The 13,726-nt window shown below is 71.8% G+C and carries 17 protein-coding genes; 15 read left to right on the top strand and 2 right to left on the bottom strand.

Going from position 1 to position 13,726, the window contains the following annotated elements:
* Positions 1-5 precede the first annotated feature (5 nt).
* Complete coding sequence (locus BUE44_RS20380; protein WP_073500404.1) at positions 6-521, top strand: GNAT family N-acetyltransferase; 516 nt, start codon at positions 6-8, stop codon at positions 519-521.
* Positions 522-570: 49 nt separating this feature from the next.
* Here the strand turns inward: BUE44_RS20380 and BUE44_RS20375 are convergent, their stop codons facing one another.
* Both BUE44_RS20375 and BUE44_RS20370 read right to left on the bottom strand, forming a co-directional pair.
* On the bottom strand, positions 571-1,074 hold the full coding sequence (locus tag BUE44_RS20375; protein ID WP_073500403.1) for a DUF402 domain-containing protein: 504 nt from the start codon (positions 1,072-1,074) through the stop codon (positions 571-573).
* A 59-nt stretch (positions 1,075-1,133) separates the two neighbouring features.
* Complete coding sequence (locus tag BUE44_RS20370) at positions 1,134-1,976, bottom strand: class I SAM-dependent methyltransferase (protein ID WP_073500402.1); 843 nt, start codon at positions 1,974-1,976, stop codon at positions 1,134-1,136.
* A 194-nt stretch (positions 1,977-2,170) separates the two neighbouring features.
* On the opposite strand from BUE44_RS20370, the gene proS reads away from it, so the two are divergent.
* The 14 genes from proS to BUE44_RS20300 all read left to right on the top strand — a co-directional run bounded on the left by proS (position 2,171) and on the right by BUE44_RS20300 (position 13,499).
* Complete coding sequence (proS, locus tag BUE44_RS20365; RefSeq protein ID WP_073500401.1) at positions 2,171-3,583, top strand: proline--tRNA ligase; 1,413 nt, start codon at positions 2,171-2,173, stop codon at positions 3,581-3,583.
* Between the two features lie 231 nt (positions 3,584-3,814).
* Positions 3,815-4,405: a hypothetical protein gene (locus BUE44_RS20360; protein WP_073500400.1), complete on the top strand. Its 591-nt coding sequence runs from the start codon at positions 3,815-3,817 to the stop codon at positions 4,403-4,405.
* 147 nt (positions 4,406-4,552) lie between these two features.
* Entirely contained in the window at positions 4,553-5,005 is a 453-nt protein-coding gene (gene rpsP, locus BUE44_RS20355; RefSeq protein WP_073500399.1) for a 30S ribosomal protein S16, read from the top strand.
* 2 nt (positions 5,006-5,007) lie between these two features.
* Complete coding sequence (locus BUE44_RS20350; protein ID WP_033173065.1) at positions 5,008-5,247, top strand: RNA-binding protein; 240 nt, start codon at positions 5,008-5,010, stop codon at positions 5,245-5,247.
* Positions 5,248-5,377: 130 nt separating this feature from the next.
* The gene (rimM, locus tag BUE44_RS20345; protein WP_073500398.1) at positions 5,378-5,968 is read left to right on the top strand and encodes a ribosome maturation factor RimM; all 591 of its coding nucleotides are present in this window, start codon (positions 5,378-5,380) and stop codon (positions 5,966-5,968) included.
* A gap of 1 nt (position 5,969) precedes the next feature.
* Complete coding sequence (trmD, locus tag BUE44_RS20340) at positions 5,970-6,791, top strand: tRNA (guanosine(37)-N1)-methyltransferase TrmD (protein ID WP_073500397.1); 822 nt, start codon at positions 5,970-5,972, stop codon at positions 6,789-6,791.
* Positions 6,792-6,924: 133 nt separating this feature from the next.
* Positions 6,925-7,275: a 50S ribosomal protein L19 gene (gene rplS / locus BUE44_RS20335; protein WP_073500396.1), complete on the top strand. Its 351-nt coding sequence runs from the start codon at positions 6,925-6,927 to the stop codon at positions 7,273-7,275.
* A gap of 45 nt (positions 7,276-7,320) precedes the next feature.
* Positions 7,321-8,040: a signal peptidase I gene (gene lepB / locus BUE44_RS20330; RefSeq protein WP_073500395.1), complete on the top strand. Its 720-nt coding sequence runs from the start codon at positions 7,321-7,323 to the stop codon at positions 8,038-8,040.
* A complete protein-coding gene (gene lepB / locus BUE44_RS20325; protein ID WP_073500394.1) occupies positions 8,033-9,187 on the top strand; it encodes a signal peptidase I in 1,155 nt (384 codons plus the stop codon). Before lepB (BUE44_RS20330) ends, lepB (BUE44_RS20325) begins: the two co-directional genes overlap by 8 nt.
* Complete coding sequence (gene lepB / locus BUE44_RS20320) at positions 9,177-10,157, top strand: signal peptidase I (RefSeq protein ID WP_235002290.1); 981 nt, start codon at positions 9,177-9,179, stop codon at positions 10,155-10,157. The genes lepB (BUE44_RS20325) and lepB (BUE44_RS20320) overlap by 11 nt, the downstream gene beginning before the upstream one ends.
* A 33-nt stretch (positions 10,158-10,190) precedes the next feature.
* On the top strand, positions 10,191-10,964 hold the full coding sequence (lepB, locus tag BUE44_RS20315; RefSeq protein ID WP_073500392.1) for a signal peptidase I: 774 nt from the start codon (positions 10,191-10,193) through the stop codon (positions 10,962-10,964).
* 49 nt (positions 10,965-11,013) lie between these two features.
* Positions 11,014-11,340 carry a DUF2469 domain-containing protein gene (locus BUE44_RS20310; protein WP_073500391.1) on the top strand — a complete coding sequence of 109 codons (327 nt, stop codon included), beginning with the start codon at positions 11,014-11,016 and terminating at the stop codon, positions 11,338-11,340.
* 144 nt (positions 11,341-11,484) lie between these two features.
* Complete coding sequence (locus BUE44_RS20305; RefSeq protein ID WP_073500390.1) at positions 11,485-11,847, top strand: YraN family protein; 363 nt, start codon at positions 11,485-11,487, stop codon at positions 11,845-11,847.
* On the top strand, positions 11,847-13,499 hold the full coding sequence (locus BUE44_RS20300; RefSeq protein ID WP_073500389.1) for a YifB family Mg chelatase-like AAA ATPase: 1,653 nt from the start codon (positions 11,847-11,849) through the stop codon (positions 13,497-13,499). Before BUE44_RS20305 ends, BUE44_RS20300 begins: the two co-directional genes overlap by 1 nt.
* Positions 13,500-13,726 lie beyond the last annotated feature (227 nt).

The raw sequence follows: 13,726 nt of genomic DNA, 5'->3' as shown, positions 1-13,726 counted from the left end.
GGTTCATGCGCGTATCGATCAGAGAGCCCAGGTCCAGTGACGCCGAGGCGCACCGCAGCGCCGTGCTGCGGTCCGTCGAGCACCTCGCGCCGTGGAATCCGGTGGAGCCCGACGGACTGCCCGAGTTGCTCCGGCGGCAGGGTGAGGGCCTGCGGACCTTCCTGATCATCAACGACGAGGACGGCGGCATCGTCGGCAAGTGCAATGTCGCCAACATCGTGATGGCGCGCTTCCGCAACGGCGCGCTCGGCTACGACAGCTACGTGCCTTACAACGGGACCGGGCGGATGAGCGAGGGCCTGCGGCTGGTGGTGGACCGCTGCTTCACCGCCGAGCCCCGGGGCCTCGGCCTGCACCGGCTGGAGATCAGCGTCCAGCCGGACAACGTCAGGTCGGTGGCCATGGCCAAGCGGCTCGGGTTCCGGCACGAGGGCTTCTCACCGCGGATGCTCTACATCAACGATGCCTGGCGCGACCACGAGCGCTTCGCCCTGACCGTGGAGGAATGGCCCGGCGTGTGACCGGGTAATGGCCGAGGCCGGGTGAGGGCGGGTGCCCGCGGGTCCCGGTTCAGCCGAGCAGCGGTGCCAGGCCGCCGTCGCGGCGGGCCAGCGCCTCCAGTTCGTCCAGGGCGCGCACCGCACGCCGGGCCGCGTCCGGGTCGCGTGCCGCCAGACCGCTCGCGGCGAATTCGTCCTCGTCCAGCCGCAGCACCTCGGTGCCGTCGGCCGACACCCACAGGTCGAGGTCCAGGTCCTCCGAGGTGAGCACCCCGTCCGCGACGGCGACCGGGCGGGTGATGTCGCAGTACCAGCCCTTGGCCACGCCGCGGGCGTCGCGCACCTCCTTGACCGCGTACCACCGGTCGCGCCAGTAGTGCTCGGTGAACAGGTCGCCGGGCTCGAAGCGTACGAAGCCGAAGTCGCGGACGTGCGGCAGCGACCAGGGCGCGGTGACGGTCACCCGGACGCCGTCGTCGGCGACCACGGTGGCGGGATAGGAGACCTTCTCGCGGCCGGCCTTGACCAGGCGTACGGACGCCGGGGCGCCGGGCGGCAGGGGAGTGGTGGACATGCCTCCACCCTTGCCGACGCCGTGCCCCGGCGGCCACCGGGTTTCCGCACCGGGCGGGCTCAGACGCGGGCGACGAGGTAGCGGAAGACGTTCTCCATCCGGACGGTGCCGTCGGGGCGCCGGTAGGGGTGCAGGGCCTCGGCGACCTCCTTCTCCACCTGCTGCTGGTCGGTGGCGGCCACCGCCGCGTCGAACAGGCCGGTCGACAGCAGGCCGCGTACGGCGCTGGCCTTGTCCTGGTAGCCGAACGGGCAGGACACCCGCCCCGAGCCGTCAGGACGCAGCCCGGCGTCCCTGGCCAGGTCCTCCAGGTCGTCCCGCCCGCTGAGCCGCGGTGCGGGCCCGGCCGTGCCGCGGGGTTCGGCGAGCCGGGCGGCGACCTTCAGCACCCGGGCGGCCGAGCAGCGCTCCGGCGGCCCCCAGCCGGCCAGCACCACCGCGCTGCCCGGGCGGGCCGTGCCCGCGACGGCGGACAGCGCGGGCCGCAGATCGTCGGCGGGCGTCGCCGGGTCGAGGGCCGTGACGAGGCCGTAGCCGCCGTCGCGCAGGTCGGCCTCTTCGGGTGCGCCGGCGCGAAGGACGGCCGCGGCGGCGTGCGGGCGTGATCCCCGCGGTAATGTGCCGGGCCTTCGCTGTACGGCGGCCCTTTCCGCGGCCAGTCGCAGCCGGTCGGGGTCGGCGTCGTATCCGGTGACGGTCGCGCCCCGGGCCGCGGCGAGCAGCACGGCGAGGCCAGACCCGCAGTTCAGGGCGAGGAGTCGGGTGCCCGGGCCGACGTCGAGCCGGTCGTGCACGGTGTCGTAGAGCGGTACGAGCATGCGTTCCTGGATCTCGGCCCAGTCCCGTGCCCGGCCCTGGTGCGCCGTCGCCGGCCTGGATCCGCGATAGAGGGTAGGTGCCATCGAAGCCCCAATCAGCCTGCCTCGCTGTGTGCCCCCGTGGGAATGTGTGCCGCTTTCGTCCCCGACAGCCAGACAACTGCTGTTTGCCCGTGTAGTCCAGGGTCCGGGGGAGCCGTTTTTCACACGTTCCACGGCCGGTCCCGCGGCCGTAACCGATTCACGCTGCGGCCGCCCCGCGTCGTACCATCGCCCCCATGGCAAAGGCTCCCGTTCTCACCCCCCAGGCGGACGATTTCCCGCGCTGGTACCAGGACCTGATCAACAAGGCAGAGCTGGCCGACAACGGCCCGGTCCGCGGCACCATGGTCATCCGGCCGTACGGCTACGGCCTGTGGGAGCGGATGCAGCAGGACATGGATCTGCGGATCAAGGAGGCCGGTGCGCAGAACGCGTACTTCCCGCTCTTCATCCCGCAGTCCTACCTGACCCGGGAGGCCGAGCACGTCGAGGGCTTCGCGCCGGAGCTGGCGGTCGTCACGCACGCGGGCGGCAAGGAGCTCGAAGAGCCGATCGTGGTGCGCCCCACCTCGGAGACGATCATCAATGAGTATTTCTCCAAGTGGGTGCAGAGCTACCGCGACCTGCCGCTGCTGATCAACCAGTGGGCGAACGTGGTGCGGTGGGAGCTGCGCCCCCGACTGTTCCTGCGCACCACCGAATTCCTCTGGCAGGAGGGCCACACCGCGCACGCCAGTTACGAGGACGCGCGCGACTACGCCTCGCTGATCCAGCGCGAGGTCTACGCCGACTTCATGGCCAACGTGCTGGCGATGGACGTCGTGCTGGGCCGCAAGACGCTCAAGGAGCGCTTCGCAGGGGCGATCAACACCCTCACCCTCGAAGGCATGATGGGCGACGGCAAGGCGCTGCAGCTGGGCACCAGCCATGAGCTGGGCCAGAACTTCGCGAAGGCCTTCAACACGCAGTACCTGTCCAAGGAGGGCACCCAGGAGCACGTCTGGCAGACCTCCTGGGGCAGCACCACCCGCATGATCGGCGCCCTGGTGATGATGCACGGCGACGACAACGGGCTGCGGGTGCCGCCGCGGCTGGCCCACGTGCAGGTGGTGGTGCTCGCGATCAAGGGCGACGACGAGGTCGTGGCCAAGGTGCGGGAGATCGGCGACCGGCTCAAGGCCGCGGGCCTGCGGGTCGTCGTCGACGACCGCACCGACACCCCCTTCGGCCGCCGCGCGGTCGACTGGGAGCTCAAGGGCGTGCCCGTGCGGGTCGAGGTCGGCCCCCGCGACCTGGAGGCGGGCACCGCGATGCTGGCCCGGCGCATTCCCGGCGGCAAGACGCCGGTCGCGCTGGACAGCCTCGCCGAACTGCTGCCCGCGGTGCTCGAGGAGGACCAGGCGCAGCTGCTGCGGGAGTCCCGCGAGCGCCGGGAATCCCGCACTGTGGACGTCGCGTCCATCGAGGAGGCGGTCGAGGCCGCCGCGACCGGCTGGGCGCGCATCCCGTGGGCCGATCTCGGCCCGGTGGGCGAGGAGGAGCTGGCCCAGCAGGGCGTTTCGGTGCGCTGCCTGGTCACGAAGGACGGCGGGGTGCCGGACTCGGACGACGCTCCCGGCACGCTGGCGATCGTCGCCCGGGCGTACTGACCGCCCGCGGGCGCCCTCAGATGTCCGCTGACCGAAAACCGATGTACGTAATACGTGGTTCGTCCGACGATGGGGCGGGTGCGCGGGTTCTCCACTGTCCTCCGCACCCGCCCTGCGTCATGCCCATCCACGCCCATCCAATGCGCATCATCCGGAACTGACCGATCAGTGCAAATTAATTGGGCTGGCCCGGAATCGGAACACCGGGAGCGCCCGGCTCGTTGTCACGGCGTGAGCACGACACCACCTGTTCTCGCCGCCGAGCTGGCAGTCGCGTGGGCCGATATTCAACGGCACCACCCCGAGCTGCCCGATCTGGCCGCCCCCGAGTCCCTGATCGGAGAGTCGTCGTCCGCCTGCGGCAACGCACTCTCCTTCGAAAGGCTGCTGCACGAGGCCGTGCACGGGATCGCCGCAGCACGCGGCATCCGTGACACCTCGCGTGCCGGCCGCTACCACAACCGCCGTTTCCTGGCCATTGCCGACGAGATGGGCCTCGACCATGCAGAGGAGCCGCATCCCAGCAGCGGGTTCTCGCTCGTGGTGATGCGTCCCGACACCCGTAAGCGATATCGGGTGACCATCGACCGTCTGCAGCGCGCCCTCAAGGCCCACACCGTGGCCACCACGGCGGACACCGCGAGCTCCTTCCGCGGGCCCGCAGCACGCCACGGCTCCTCGGGCGGCGGTGTGCGGGTCAAGGCGGTCTGCGACTGCGGGCGCAATGTGCGCGTGGTGCCGTCCGTGCTGGCCCAAGCGCCGATCATGTGCGGAGCCTGCGGGCAGCCCTTCCGTATCCCCGAGGTCGTGGGCGCCGCCTGAGTGTGGCAGAATGTCCAGCTGAGAACTCGACAGCCGTGCAGGAACCCTCTCTCCTTCGGCTGACGCGTCCATCGGGCGCACGACTCCGCAACCCCACGTGGAAGTTCGCCGCGCCCAAACACGTCAACACCAGGAGAACCCACTCCCGTGGCAGTCAAGATCAAGCTGAAGCGTCTGGGCAAGATCCGTTCGCCTCACTACCGCATCGTCGTCGCCGACTCCCGTACCCGCCGTGACGGCCGGGCCATCGAGGAGATCGGCCTGTACCACCCGGTGCAGAACCCGTCGCGCATCGAGGTCGACTCGGACCGCGCCCAGTACTGGCTCTCCGTCGGCGCCCAGCCGACCGAGCCCGTGCTCGCCATCCTCAAGCTCACCGGTGACTGGCAGAAGCACAAGGGCCTTGAGGCCCCCGCGCCGCTGCTCGTCGCCGAGCCGAAGGCCGACAAGCGCGCCCTGTTCGAGGCCGCGGCCAAGGACAGCGCCGACGAGCCCAAGGGTGAGGCGATCACCCCGAAGGCGAAGAAGGCCGACAAGGCCGACAAGAAGGCCGACGACACCGCCGAGGCCCCGGCCGCGGCTGAGTCCACCGAGGCCTGAGCGTGCTTGAGGAGGCTCTTGAGCACCTCGTGAAGGGCATCGTCGACAACCCCGACGATGTGCAGGTGGACATGCGCACCCTGCGCCGTGGCAGCGTGCTGGAGGTCCGGGTGCACCCCGACGACCTCGGCAAGGTGATCGGCCGCAACGGCCGTACCGCCCGCGCACTGCGCACGGTCGTGGGTGCGCTCGGCGGCCGTGGTATCCGCGTCGACCTGGTCGACGTCGACCAGGTGCGCTGAGCACCGGCCGCAGTACCGCACGGAACACCGGCTCGGGCCGGGGGTGGCGATGCCGCTCCCGGCCCGAGCCGTATGCCGTACGACCTGGATGTCGTACTAACCGGACCACGTACGAGAGGTGAAGCGCTCCATGCAGCTGGTAGTCGGCAGGATCGGCCGCGCCCACGGCATCAAGGGCGAGGTGAGCATCGAGGTGCGCACCGACGAGCCGGAGCTGCGGCTCGCGCCGGGCGCCGTCCTGGCCACGGATCCGGCCGCCACCGGGCCGCTGACCATCGCCGCGGGGCGGGTGCACAGCGGGCGGCTGATGCTGCGCTTCGAGGGCGTCAGCGACCGCACCGCCGCCGAGGCGCTGCGCAATACGCTGCTGATCGCCGAAGTGGACCCCGCGGAGACCCCCGAGGACCCCGAGGAGTTCTACGACCACCAGCTGATCGACCTCGACGTGGTCACTGTCGACGGCCGCGAGATCGGCCGGATCGCCGAGATCAGCCACCTGCCGTACCAGGACCTCCTGGTCGTCCGGCGCCCGGACGAGTCCGAGGTGCTGATCCCCTTCGTCGCCGAGTTCGTGCCGGAGATCGACCTGGAGGAGCAGCGCGCGGTGATCGACCCGCCGCCCGGGCTGCTGGACGAGGAAGCCCCCGGGGGCGGCGGCGAGGCGGTCGACGCTGCCGGGGACGGCGACGGCTCCGCGGCCGCTCCCGTGGACGGCGACTGAGATGCGGATCGACGTCGTCACGATCTTCCCGGAGTACCTGGAGCCGCTGAAGGTCTCGCTGGTCGGCAAGGCCCGCGCGGCGGGGCGCCTGGATGTCCGGGTGCACGACCTGCGCGACTGGGCCCACGACCGGCACAACACCGTCGACGACACCCCGTACGGCGGCGGCCCCGGCATGGTCATGATGACCGGACCCTGGGGCGAGGCCCTGGACGACGCCTTGGCCGAGGGCTACGAGGCGGGCGCCTCCCGCCCCGCACTGGTCGTGCCCACCCCGAGCGGGCGCCCCTTCACCCAGGAGCTGGCCGCGGAACTGTCCGCGCACCCCTGGCTGGTCTTCGCGCCCGCGCGCTACGAGGGCATCGACAGCCGCGTCACCGCCGAGTACCGCACCAGGATGCCGGTCTACGAGGTCTCCATCGGCGACTACGTGCTGGCCGGCGGCGAGGCGGCGGTGCTCGTCATCACCGAGGCGGTGGCCCGGCTGCTGCCCGGCGTCCTCGGCAATGCGCAGTCGCACCGCGACGACTCCTTTGCGCCGGGCGCGATGGCAAACCTGCTGGAGGGCCCGGTCTACACCAAGCCGCCGCAGTGGCGCGGCCGCGGCATCCCCGAGGTGCTGCTCAGCGGCCACCACGGCAAGATCGCCCGCTGGCGGCGGGACGAGGCACTGCGGCGTACGGTCGCCAACCGGCCTGACCTGGTGCGGCGTTGCGACCCGTCGGTCTTCGACCGGCGCGACCGCGAGATGCTCAGCATTCTGGGGTGGCAGCCCGGCCCTGACGGGCGATTTGGGCCGAGCCCCTACGCCGTGGAAGAATGAGCGGCTGCTGCCCGTCCGGCGCGCGCCCCTGCCACAGGGGGAACGACGCCCGCCGGCACCGGCGGCGCACCCCATGACGAACCGAACCCGTTCCGTCGATGACCTGTGGCATCGGCGAGGAAGCAGACACCATATGACCAACCTGATCGAGGGCCTCAACGGCGCCTCGCTGCGCACCGACATCCCGGCCTTCCGCCCCGGTGACACCGTCAACGTCCACGTGCGCGTCATCGAGGGCAACCGCTCCCGTGTGCAGCAGTTCAAGGGCGTCGTCATCCGCCGCCAGGGCGCGGGCGTCAGCGAGACCTTCACGGTCCGCAAGGTCAGCTTCTCCGTCGGTGTCGAGCGCACCTTCCCCGTGCACACCCCGATCGTCGAGAAGATCGAGGTCGTCACCCGCGGCGACGTGCGCCGCGCGAAGCTGTACTACCTCCGTGAGCTGCGCGGCAAGGCCGCGAAGATCAAGGAGAAGCGCGACAACTGAGCGCGTAGCGGTTTCCAGGGAGCGGCCGGATAGGCTCTGGCCTCGATGGACACCGAAGCTGCCGTACCGGAACGCGACCGTTCCTCCCCCGCCGACGAGGCGGAACCGGAGGAGCGGTCGCGTTCCGTCGTGCTGCGCGCGCGACTGGCCCGGGCGCTCCCGCTGTGGTGGGCGGACTGGCGGCGTACGATCCTGGTCGCGCTCGCCGGTGTGGCGGCGCTGCTGCTGGTCAGCACCTTCGTGATGCAGCCCTTCCAGGTGCCCAGCGGCTCGATGGAGGGCACGCTGCGGATCGGTGACCGGGTGCTGGTGGACAAGCTCGCGTACCGCTTCGGCGGCGCACCGCGGCGGGGGGACGTGATCGTGTTCGACGGCGACGGGTCGTTCACGCAGTCAGGCGGCACGGACTTCGTCAAGCGCGTGATCGGGACCGGCGGCGACCGGGTGACCTGCTGCGACGCGCGGGGCCGGCTGATGGTCAACGGCCACCCCCTGGACGAGACCTACCTTTATCCCGGGGACACGCCCTCCCGGGTACCGTTCGACATCGTGGTTCCGGACGGAAGACTCTGGGTGATGGGCGACCATCGCGACGACTCGCGCGACTCGCGCGATCACCTCGGCGACCCCGGCGGCGGCACCGTCCCGGTCGGCCGCGTGATCGGCCGCGCCGAATGGATCGGCTGGCCGGTCGGCCACTGGACCAGGCTGCGCCGCCCCGCGACCTTCGCCGCCGTCCCCGCCCCGGCCGGCCCGCATGGGTAGCCGCGGCAAGGCGCGTTCCGGCTCCGCTCGGGCGGGCGCGGACGCGGGTCCCGCGGAGGATCCGGCGCAGGACGACGGCCTGCCGCCCAGGCTGCCCGGCAACACCAGGATCGAGCGGCGCCGGCTGGCCCGCAAAGTCCGCCGCAGGAGGCGGCGCTCCCTGGCCAGGGAGGTGCCGCTGCTGATCATGGTGGCCCTGGTGATCGCGCTGGTGCTCAAGACCTTCCTGCTGCAGGCGTTCGTGATCCCGTCCGGATCGATGGAGCAGACCATCAAGATCGGCGACCGGGTGCTGGTGGACAAGCTCACCCCCTGGTTCGGCGCCCAGCCGCACCGCGGGGATGTGGTCGTCTTCAGGGACCCGGGCCACTGGCTGCAGGGCGAGGCCGCGCCCAAGCCCGACCCGGTGGTCGTCAAGCAGGTGAAGCAGTTCTTCACCTTCATCGGGCTGCTCCCGGCCAGCGGGGAGCAGGATCTGATCAAGCGGGTGATCGGGGTCGGCGGCGACACCGTGGAGTGCTGCGACGCCCAAGGGCGGCTGCTCGTCAACGGCCAGCCACTGGACGAGCCGTACCTCTACCCCGGCAATCCACCCTCATTGATGAAATTCGTCGACCACGTGCCGCCGGGACGGCTGTGGGTGATGGGCGATCACCGCTCGGACTCGGCCGACTCGCGCTTCCACACCGACCAGGCCGGCGGCGGCACCATCCCAGAAAGTCTGGTGGTCGGACGGGCTTTCGTGATCGGCTGGCCGATCGGCCACTGGCAGCGCCTGAAGGAACCGGCGACCTTCGGCGCAGTCCCGGCACCCGGGTCTGCCGCCGCTGTAGCCACAGCTGGGCCCACTACTGTGGGCTCGGCCAACAACGGTCAAAGGACGAACCAGCTACCGACTCCTGCGGAACTCTCGCTCGTTATGGGAGTGGCGGGCCTGCGCCGGATGCGGCGCGGGCGGCGGTCTGGAGTGAGGAGTGGATGTGGGGGACCTGGTGGTCGGCGCACGGTCTGGACCCGGCGATCCCGAGAAGCGGGATGCCGAGGCGCCCCCGGCCGACGAATCGGCGGCAGGCGCCGCGGTCCCCGGACGGCCGTCGGCCGGGCCGGTCTACGACGACGGCACGGGAGTGACTCCGGTGGAGCATGATCAGGCACCCGGCGGCAGCGCGGTGAACGGCGGCTGGGCCACGGACCCGGGGCTGCCAGGGAACGGCATCCCGGCGATGGCCGGCGGCGCTCCTGGCGACCCCGCGGGCCCGGTCGGCCCCGCGGAGCCGGAGCGGGATCCGCGCGACGACGAGGACGCCGAGCGGCCCTCCCGCGACCGCAAGCAGCGGTCGTTCTGGAAGGAGCTGCCGCTGCTGATCGGCATCGCCCTGGTGCTTGCGCTGCTGATCAAGACGTTCCTGGTGCAGGCCTTCTCCATCCCGTCGGACTCGATGAACGACACCCTGCTCAAGGGCGACCGGGTGCTGGTCGACAAGCTCACCCCCTGGTTCGGCTCCACCCCGAGCCGCGGCGAGGTCGTCGTCTTCCACGACCCGGGCGGCTGGCTGCCGGAGGCTCCGTCGCCCAGCAGCAATGTGGTGGTGCGCGGTCTGCAGAAGGGCCTCAGCTTCATCGGCCTGATGCCGTCGGCCGATGAGAAGGACCTGATCAAGCGGGTGATCGGAGTCGGCGGCGACACGGTGTCGTGCAAGGGCACCGGACCGCTGATGGTCAACGGCAAGGCGCTGGTCGAGCCCTACGTCCGCCCCGGCAGCACGGCGTGCACCCCCGACATGCCGTTCACGGTCCACGTGCCCAAGGGCAGGATCTGGGTGATGGGCGACAACCGCCAGAATTCGCTCGACTCCCGCTTCCACCCCACGCTGCCGGGCGGCGGCACCGTCCCCAACAGCGACGTGGTCGGCCGCGCCTTCGTGGTGGCCTGGCCGGTCAACCGCTGGGACGTGCTCTCCATTCCCGGTACGTTCTCGCAGCCCGGCATCAATGCGGCCGGTGCGGCCGTACCGGCGGCGGCGGGCTTCGCGGGCGCCCTGCCGCTGGTGTTGTGGCGCAGGCGGCGGCTGCTGGCAGGAGCCGGGCCGGTGCGGGAGACCGCGGAAGACTGCTGACCTGGGGCGTACCGCCCGGTAGGGTTCCGGTTCATGACCAGCAGCAGCCGTGCGACGACCGGCACCACAGGGAACAGCGGCACCGTACGACGCGGCGCGGCCGGTGGCAGAGGCGGGTTCGGCCACCGGCTGTCCGGCGTGGTCATCGCACTGGGCTGCGTCCTCTTCCTGGGCGGTGCCGCATGGGCCGCCCTGGTCTACCGCCCCTACACGGTGCCGACCAACTCCATGGTGCCCACCGTGCAGCCCGGCGACCGGCTGCTGGCCCAGAAGGTTTCGGGCTCCGAGGTGCACCGCGGTGACGTGGTGGTCTTCAAGGACAAGCTGTGGGGCGACCAGCCGCTGGTCAAGCGGGTCGTCGGCGTCGGCGGCGACGTCATCGCCTGCTGCGACGCCAAGGGCCGGCTCACGGTGAACGGCAAGCCGATCGACGAGACGTACCTCAAGGGCGGCGGCCCGGCCTCCTTCGAGCCGTTCAGCACCCGGGTCCCGGCCGGCAAGATATTCCTGCTCGGCGACAACCGCGCGGTCTCCGAGGACTCGCGTATCCACCTGGCGGACGCCGAGGGCGGCTCGGTCCCGGCCGACGACGTCCGCGCCCGGGTGGACGGTATCGCCTGGCCCTCGTCCCGGATGGGCCTGCTGACCCGCACTTCCGCCTTCGATGCCGTCCCCGGCGGATCGCCCGGGCGTGGGCCGCTCGGCCCGCTGACGATCGCGGTCATCGCCGGAGCCGTGCTGATCGTGGGCGGGGCCGCCTACGACCCGGTGGCCAAACTGGTGCGGAGAAGTTCCGCGCGGTCGTGAGACCGTGTGACGCACAATGGGGGCACGCACGGCTGAAGGGGAACACACGATGAGCGCCGAGGACCTCGAAAAGTACGAGACCGAGATGGAGCTGAAGCTCTACAGGGAGTACCGCGACGTCGTCGGCCTGTTCAAGTACGTGATCGAGACCGAGCGGCGCTTCTACCTCACCAATGACTACGAGATGCAGGTCCAGTCGGTGCAGGGCGAGGTGTTCTTCGAGGTCTCGATGGCCGATGCGTGGGTCTGGGACATGTACAGGCCGGCCCGCTTCGTGAAGCAGGTGCGGGTGCTCACGTTCAAGGACGTGAATATCGAGGAGCTGAACAAGGCGGACCTCGATCTGCCGTCGGACGACTCGGGCTTCAACAGCTGAGGCCCTGAGAGCCGGGCCTGGCGGATTCCGGGCGGCGGTTTCGTACGGGGGTTCCGGGGGTTCGGAAAGTTATCCACAGGGCGACGAGCAAGATCATCTTGGGTCGGCTCATCTCTGTCACAGTCAGTGACGGAGGTGGTACGTATGAACGCACGAGGTGCGCTGGGGCGGTACGGCGAGGAGGTCGCGGTCCGCGCCCTGCAGGCCGCGGGCTTGAAGGTGCTGGGTCGGAACTGGCGGCACGGCCGCCGCGGTGAGATCGACATTGTCGCGACCGAGGGTGACGCCCTGGTGGTCTGCGAGGTCAAGACCCGGCGGGCCGGGCCCTTCCAGCACCCGATGGCGGCGCTGTCCCCGGCGAAGCTGGACCGGCTGCGGTCACTGGCCGAGCGATGGACCGCCGAGCACGGCGGGGCGCCACCGGGCGGGGTGCGGATCGACCTGGTCGGCGTGATCCTCCCCGACCGCGGTGCCCCCGCGGTCGAGCACGTGCGGGGGGTGGCGTGATGGGCTTCGCCCGTACGTGCTCGGTCGCGCTGATCGGCGTCGAGGGCGTGGTCGTGGAGGTCCAGGCCGATCTGGAGCCGGGCCTCGCCGCCTTCACGCTGGTCGGCCTGCCCGACAAGAGCCTGGTCGAGAGCCGGGACCGGGTGCGCGCCGCGATCGTGAACAGCGGTGAGATCTGGCCGCAGAAGAAGCTGACCGTCGGCCTGAGCCCGGCGTCCGTTCCCAAGGGCGGCTCGGGATTCGACCTGGCCGTGGCGTGCGCGCTGCTCGCCGCCAACGAGCGGATCGACCCCAAGTCCATCGCCGACCTGATGATGATCGGCGAGCTGGGCCTCGACGGCCGGGTCCGCCCGGTGCGAGGCGTGCTCCCCGCGGTGCTGGCGGCGGCCGACGCCGGATATCGCCATGTGGTGGTCCCCGAGCGCACGACGGCGGAGGCGTCGCTGGTGCCGGATGTCGCGGTCCTCGGGGTCCGCAGCCTGCGCCAGCTGGTGGCGGTGCTCAACGACGAGCCAATCCCCGAGGAGGAGGACGAGGGCCCGTACGGGGACGGCCGGCCCGATTCGATGCTGGCCGGGCTGACGGTGCCCAGCGGCGGGATGGGCTCGGGCCTGGCCACCAGCCTGGGCGGCGGCTCGTCCGGTCCCGGCCGTGAGGGCTGCCGGGTCACCGGCCCCGACCTGGCCGACGTGGCGGGGCAGTCCGCCGCCCGGCTCGCCCTGGAGGTCGCCGCGGCCGGCGCCCACCACCTCTACCTCAAGGGCCCGCCCGGGGCGGGCAAGACCATGCTGGCCGAGCGGCTGCCCGGCATCCTGCCGCCGCTGACCCGGCAGGAGTCCCTTGAGGTCACCGCGGTCCACTCGGTGGCCGGCATCCTCCCGGCGGGCCGCCCGCTGGTGGACGCACCGCCCTTCTGCGCGCCGCACCACTCGGCCACGATGCCGTCCCTGGTCGGCGGCGGCAGCGGCCTGCCCAGGCCGGGAGCGGTGTCGCTCGCCCACCGCGGGGTGCTCTTCTTGGACGAAGCGCCGGAATTCACCGTAAAAGCGCTCGAAGCGCTGCGGCAGCCGCTGGAGTCCGGGCATGTGGTGGTGGCCCGCTCGGCCGGCGTGATGCGGCTGCCGGCCCGCTTCATGCTGGTGCTGGCCGCGAATCCCTGCCCCTGTGGGCGCCATTCGCTGCTGGGCGCGGGCTGCGAGTGCTCACCGACAGCGGTGCGCCGCTATCAGGCCAGGCTGTCGGGACCGCTGCTCGACCGGGTCGACCTGCGGGTGGAGGTCGAGGCGGTCAGCCGCTCCGAGCTGATCGGCCGCGGCCCGGCGGAGAGGACGGCGGTGGTCGCCGCCCGGGTGCGGGAGGCCAGGGAGCGGGCCGCCGTGCGCTACGCCGGCACCCCGTGGCGGGCCAACGGCGACATCCCCGGCCACGAGCTGCGCACCCGCTGGCCGGTCGCCGCCGGCGCGATGCACCCGGCCGAGCGGGACATGGAGCGCGGCCTGCTCACCGCCCGCGGCCTCGACCGGGTGCTGCGCGTCGCCTGGACCCTCGCCGACCTGGCGGGACGCCCCCGCCCGGACGCCGACGACGTCAGAGCGGCACTCCAGCTGCGCACCGGCGTCAGCCGCGGCCCGGCCCGGGCAGTGAGCCTGTGATGCCGGGGCCGGCGCCGGACCCCGACGTCCTGACGGGGGGAGGGCGCGGTGGTTGGCCGGCGGAGGCGGACCTGGGACCTGGCCCGGGCGGGCCTGCGGGTGGAGGTCGCGGGGGTTGGTCGGCAGGGCCGGCGCCGGACCTGGGCGGCCTGGCAGGCGGGGGACGTGGCGATTGGCCGGCGGAGTCGGGGCCGGGGCCCGACGCGGGCGGCCGGGCGGAAGTGCTA

This window comes from Actinacidiphila paucisporea (genome assembly GCF_900142575.1).
Classification (GTDB): Bacteria; Actinomycetota; Actinomycetes; order Streptomycetales; family Streptomycetaceae; genus Actinacidiphila; species Actinacidiphila paucisporea.
This window is presented reverse-complemented; position numbering and strand designations above follow the sequence as displayed.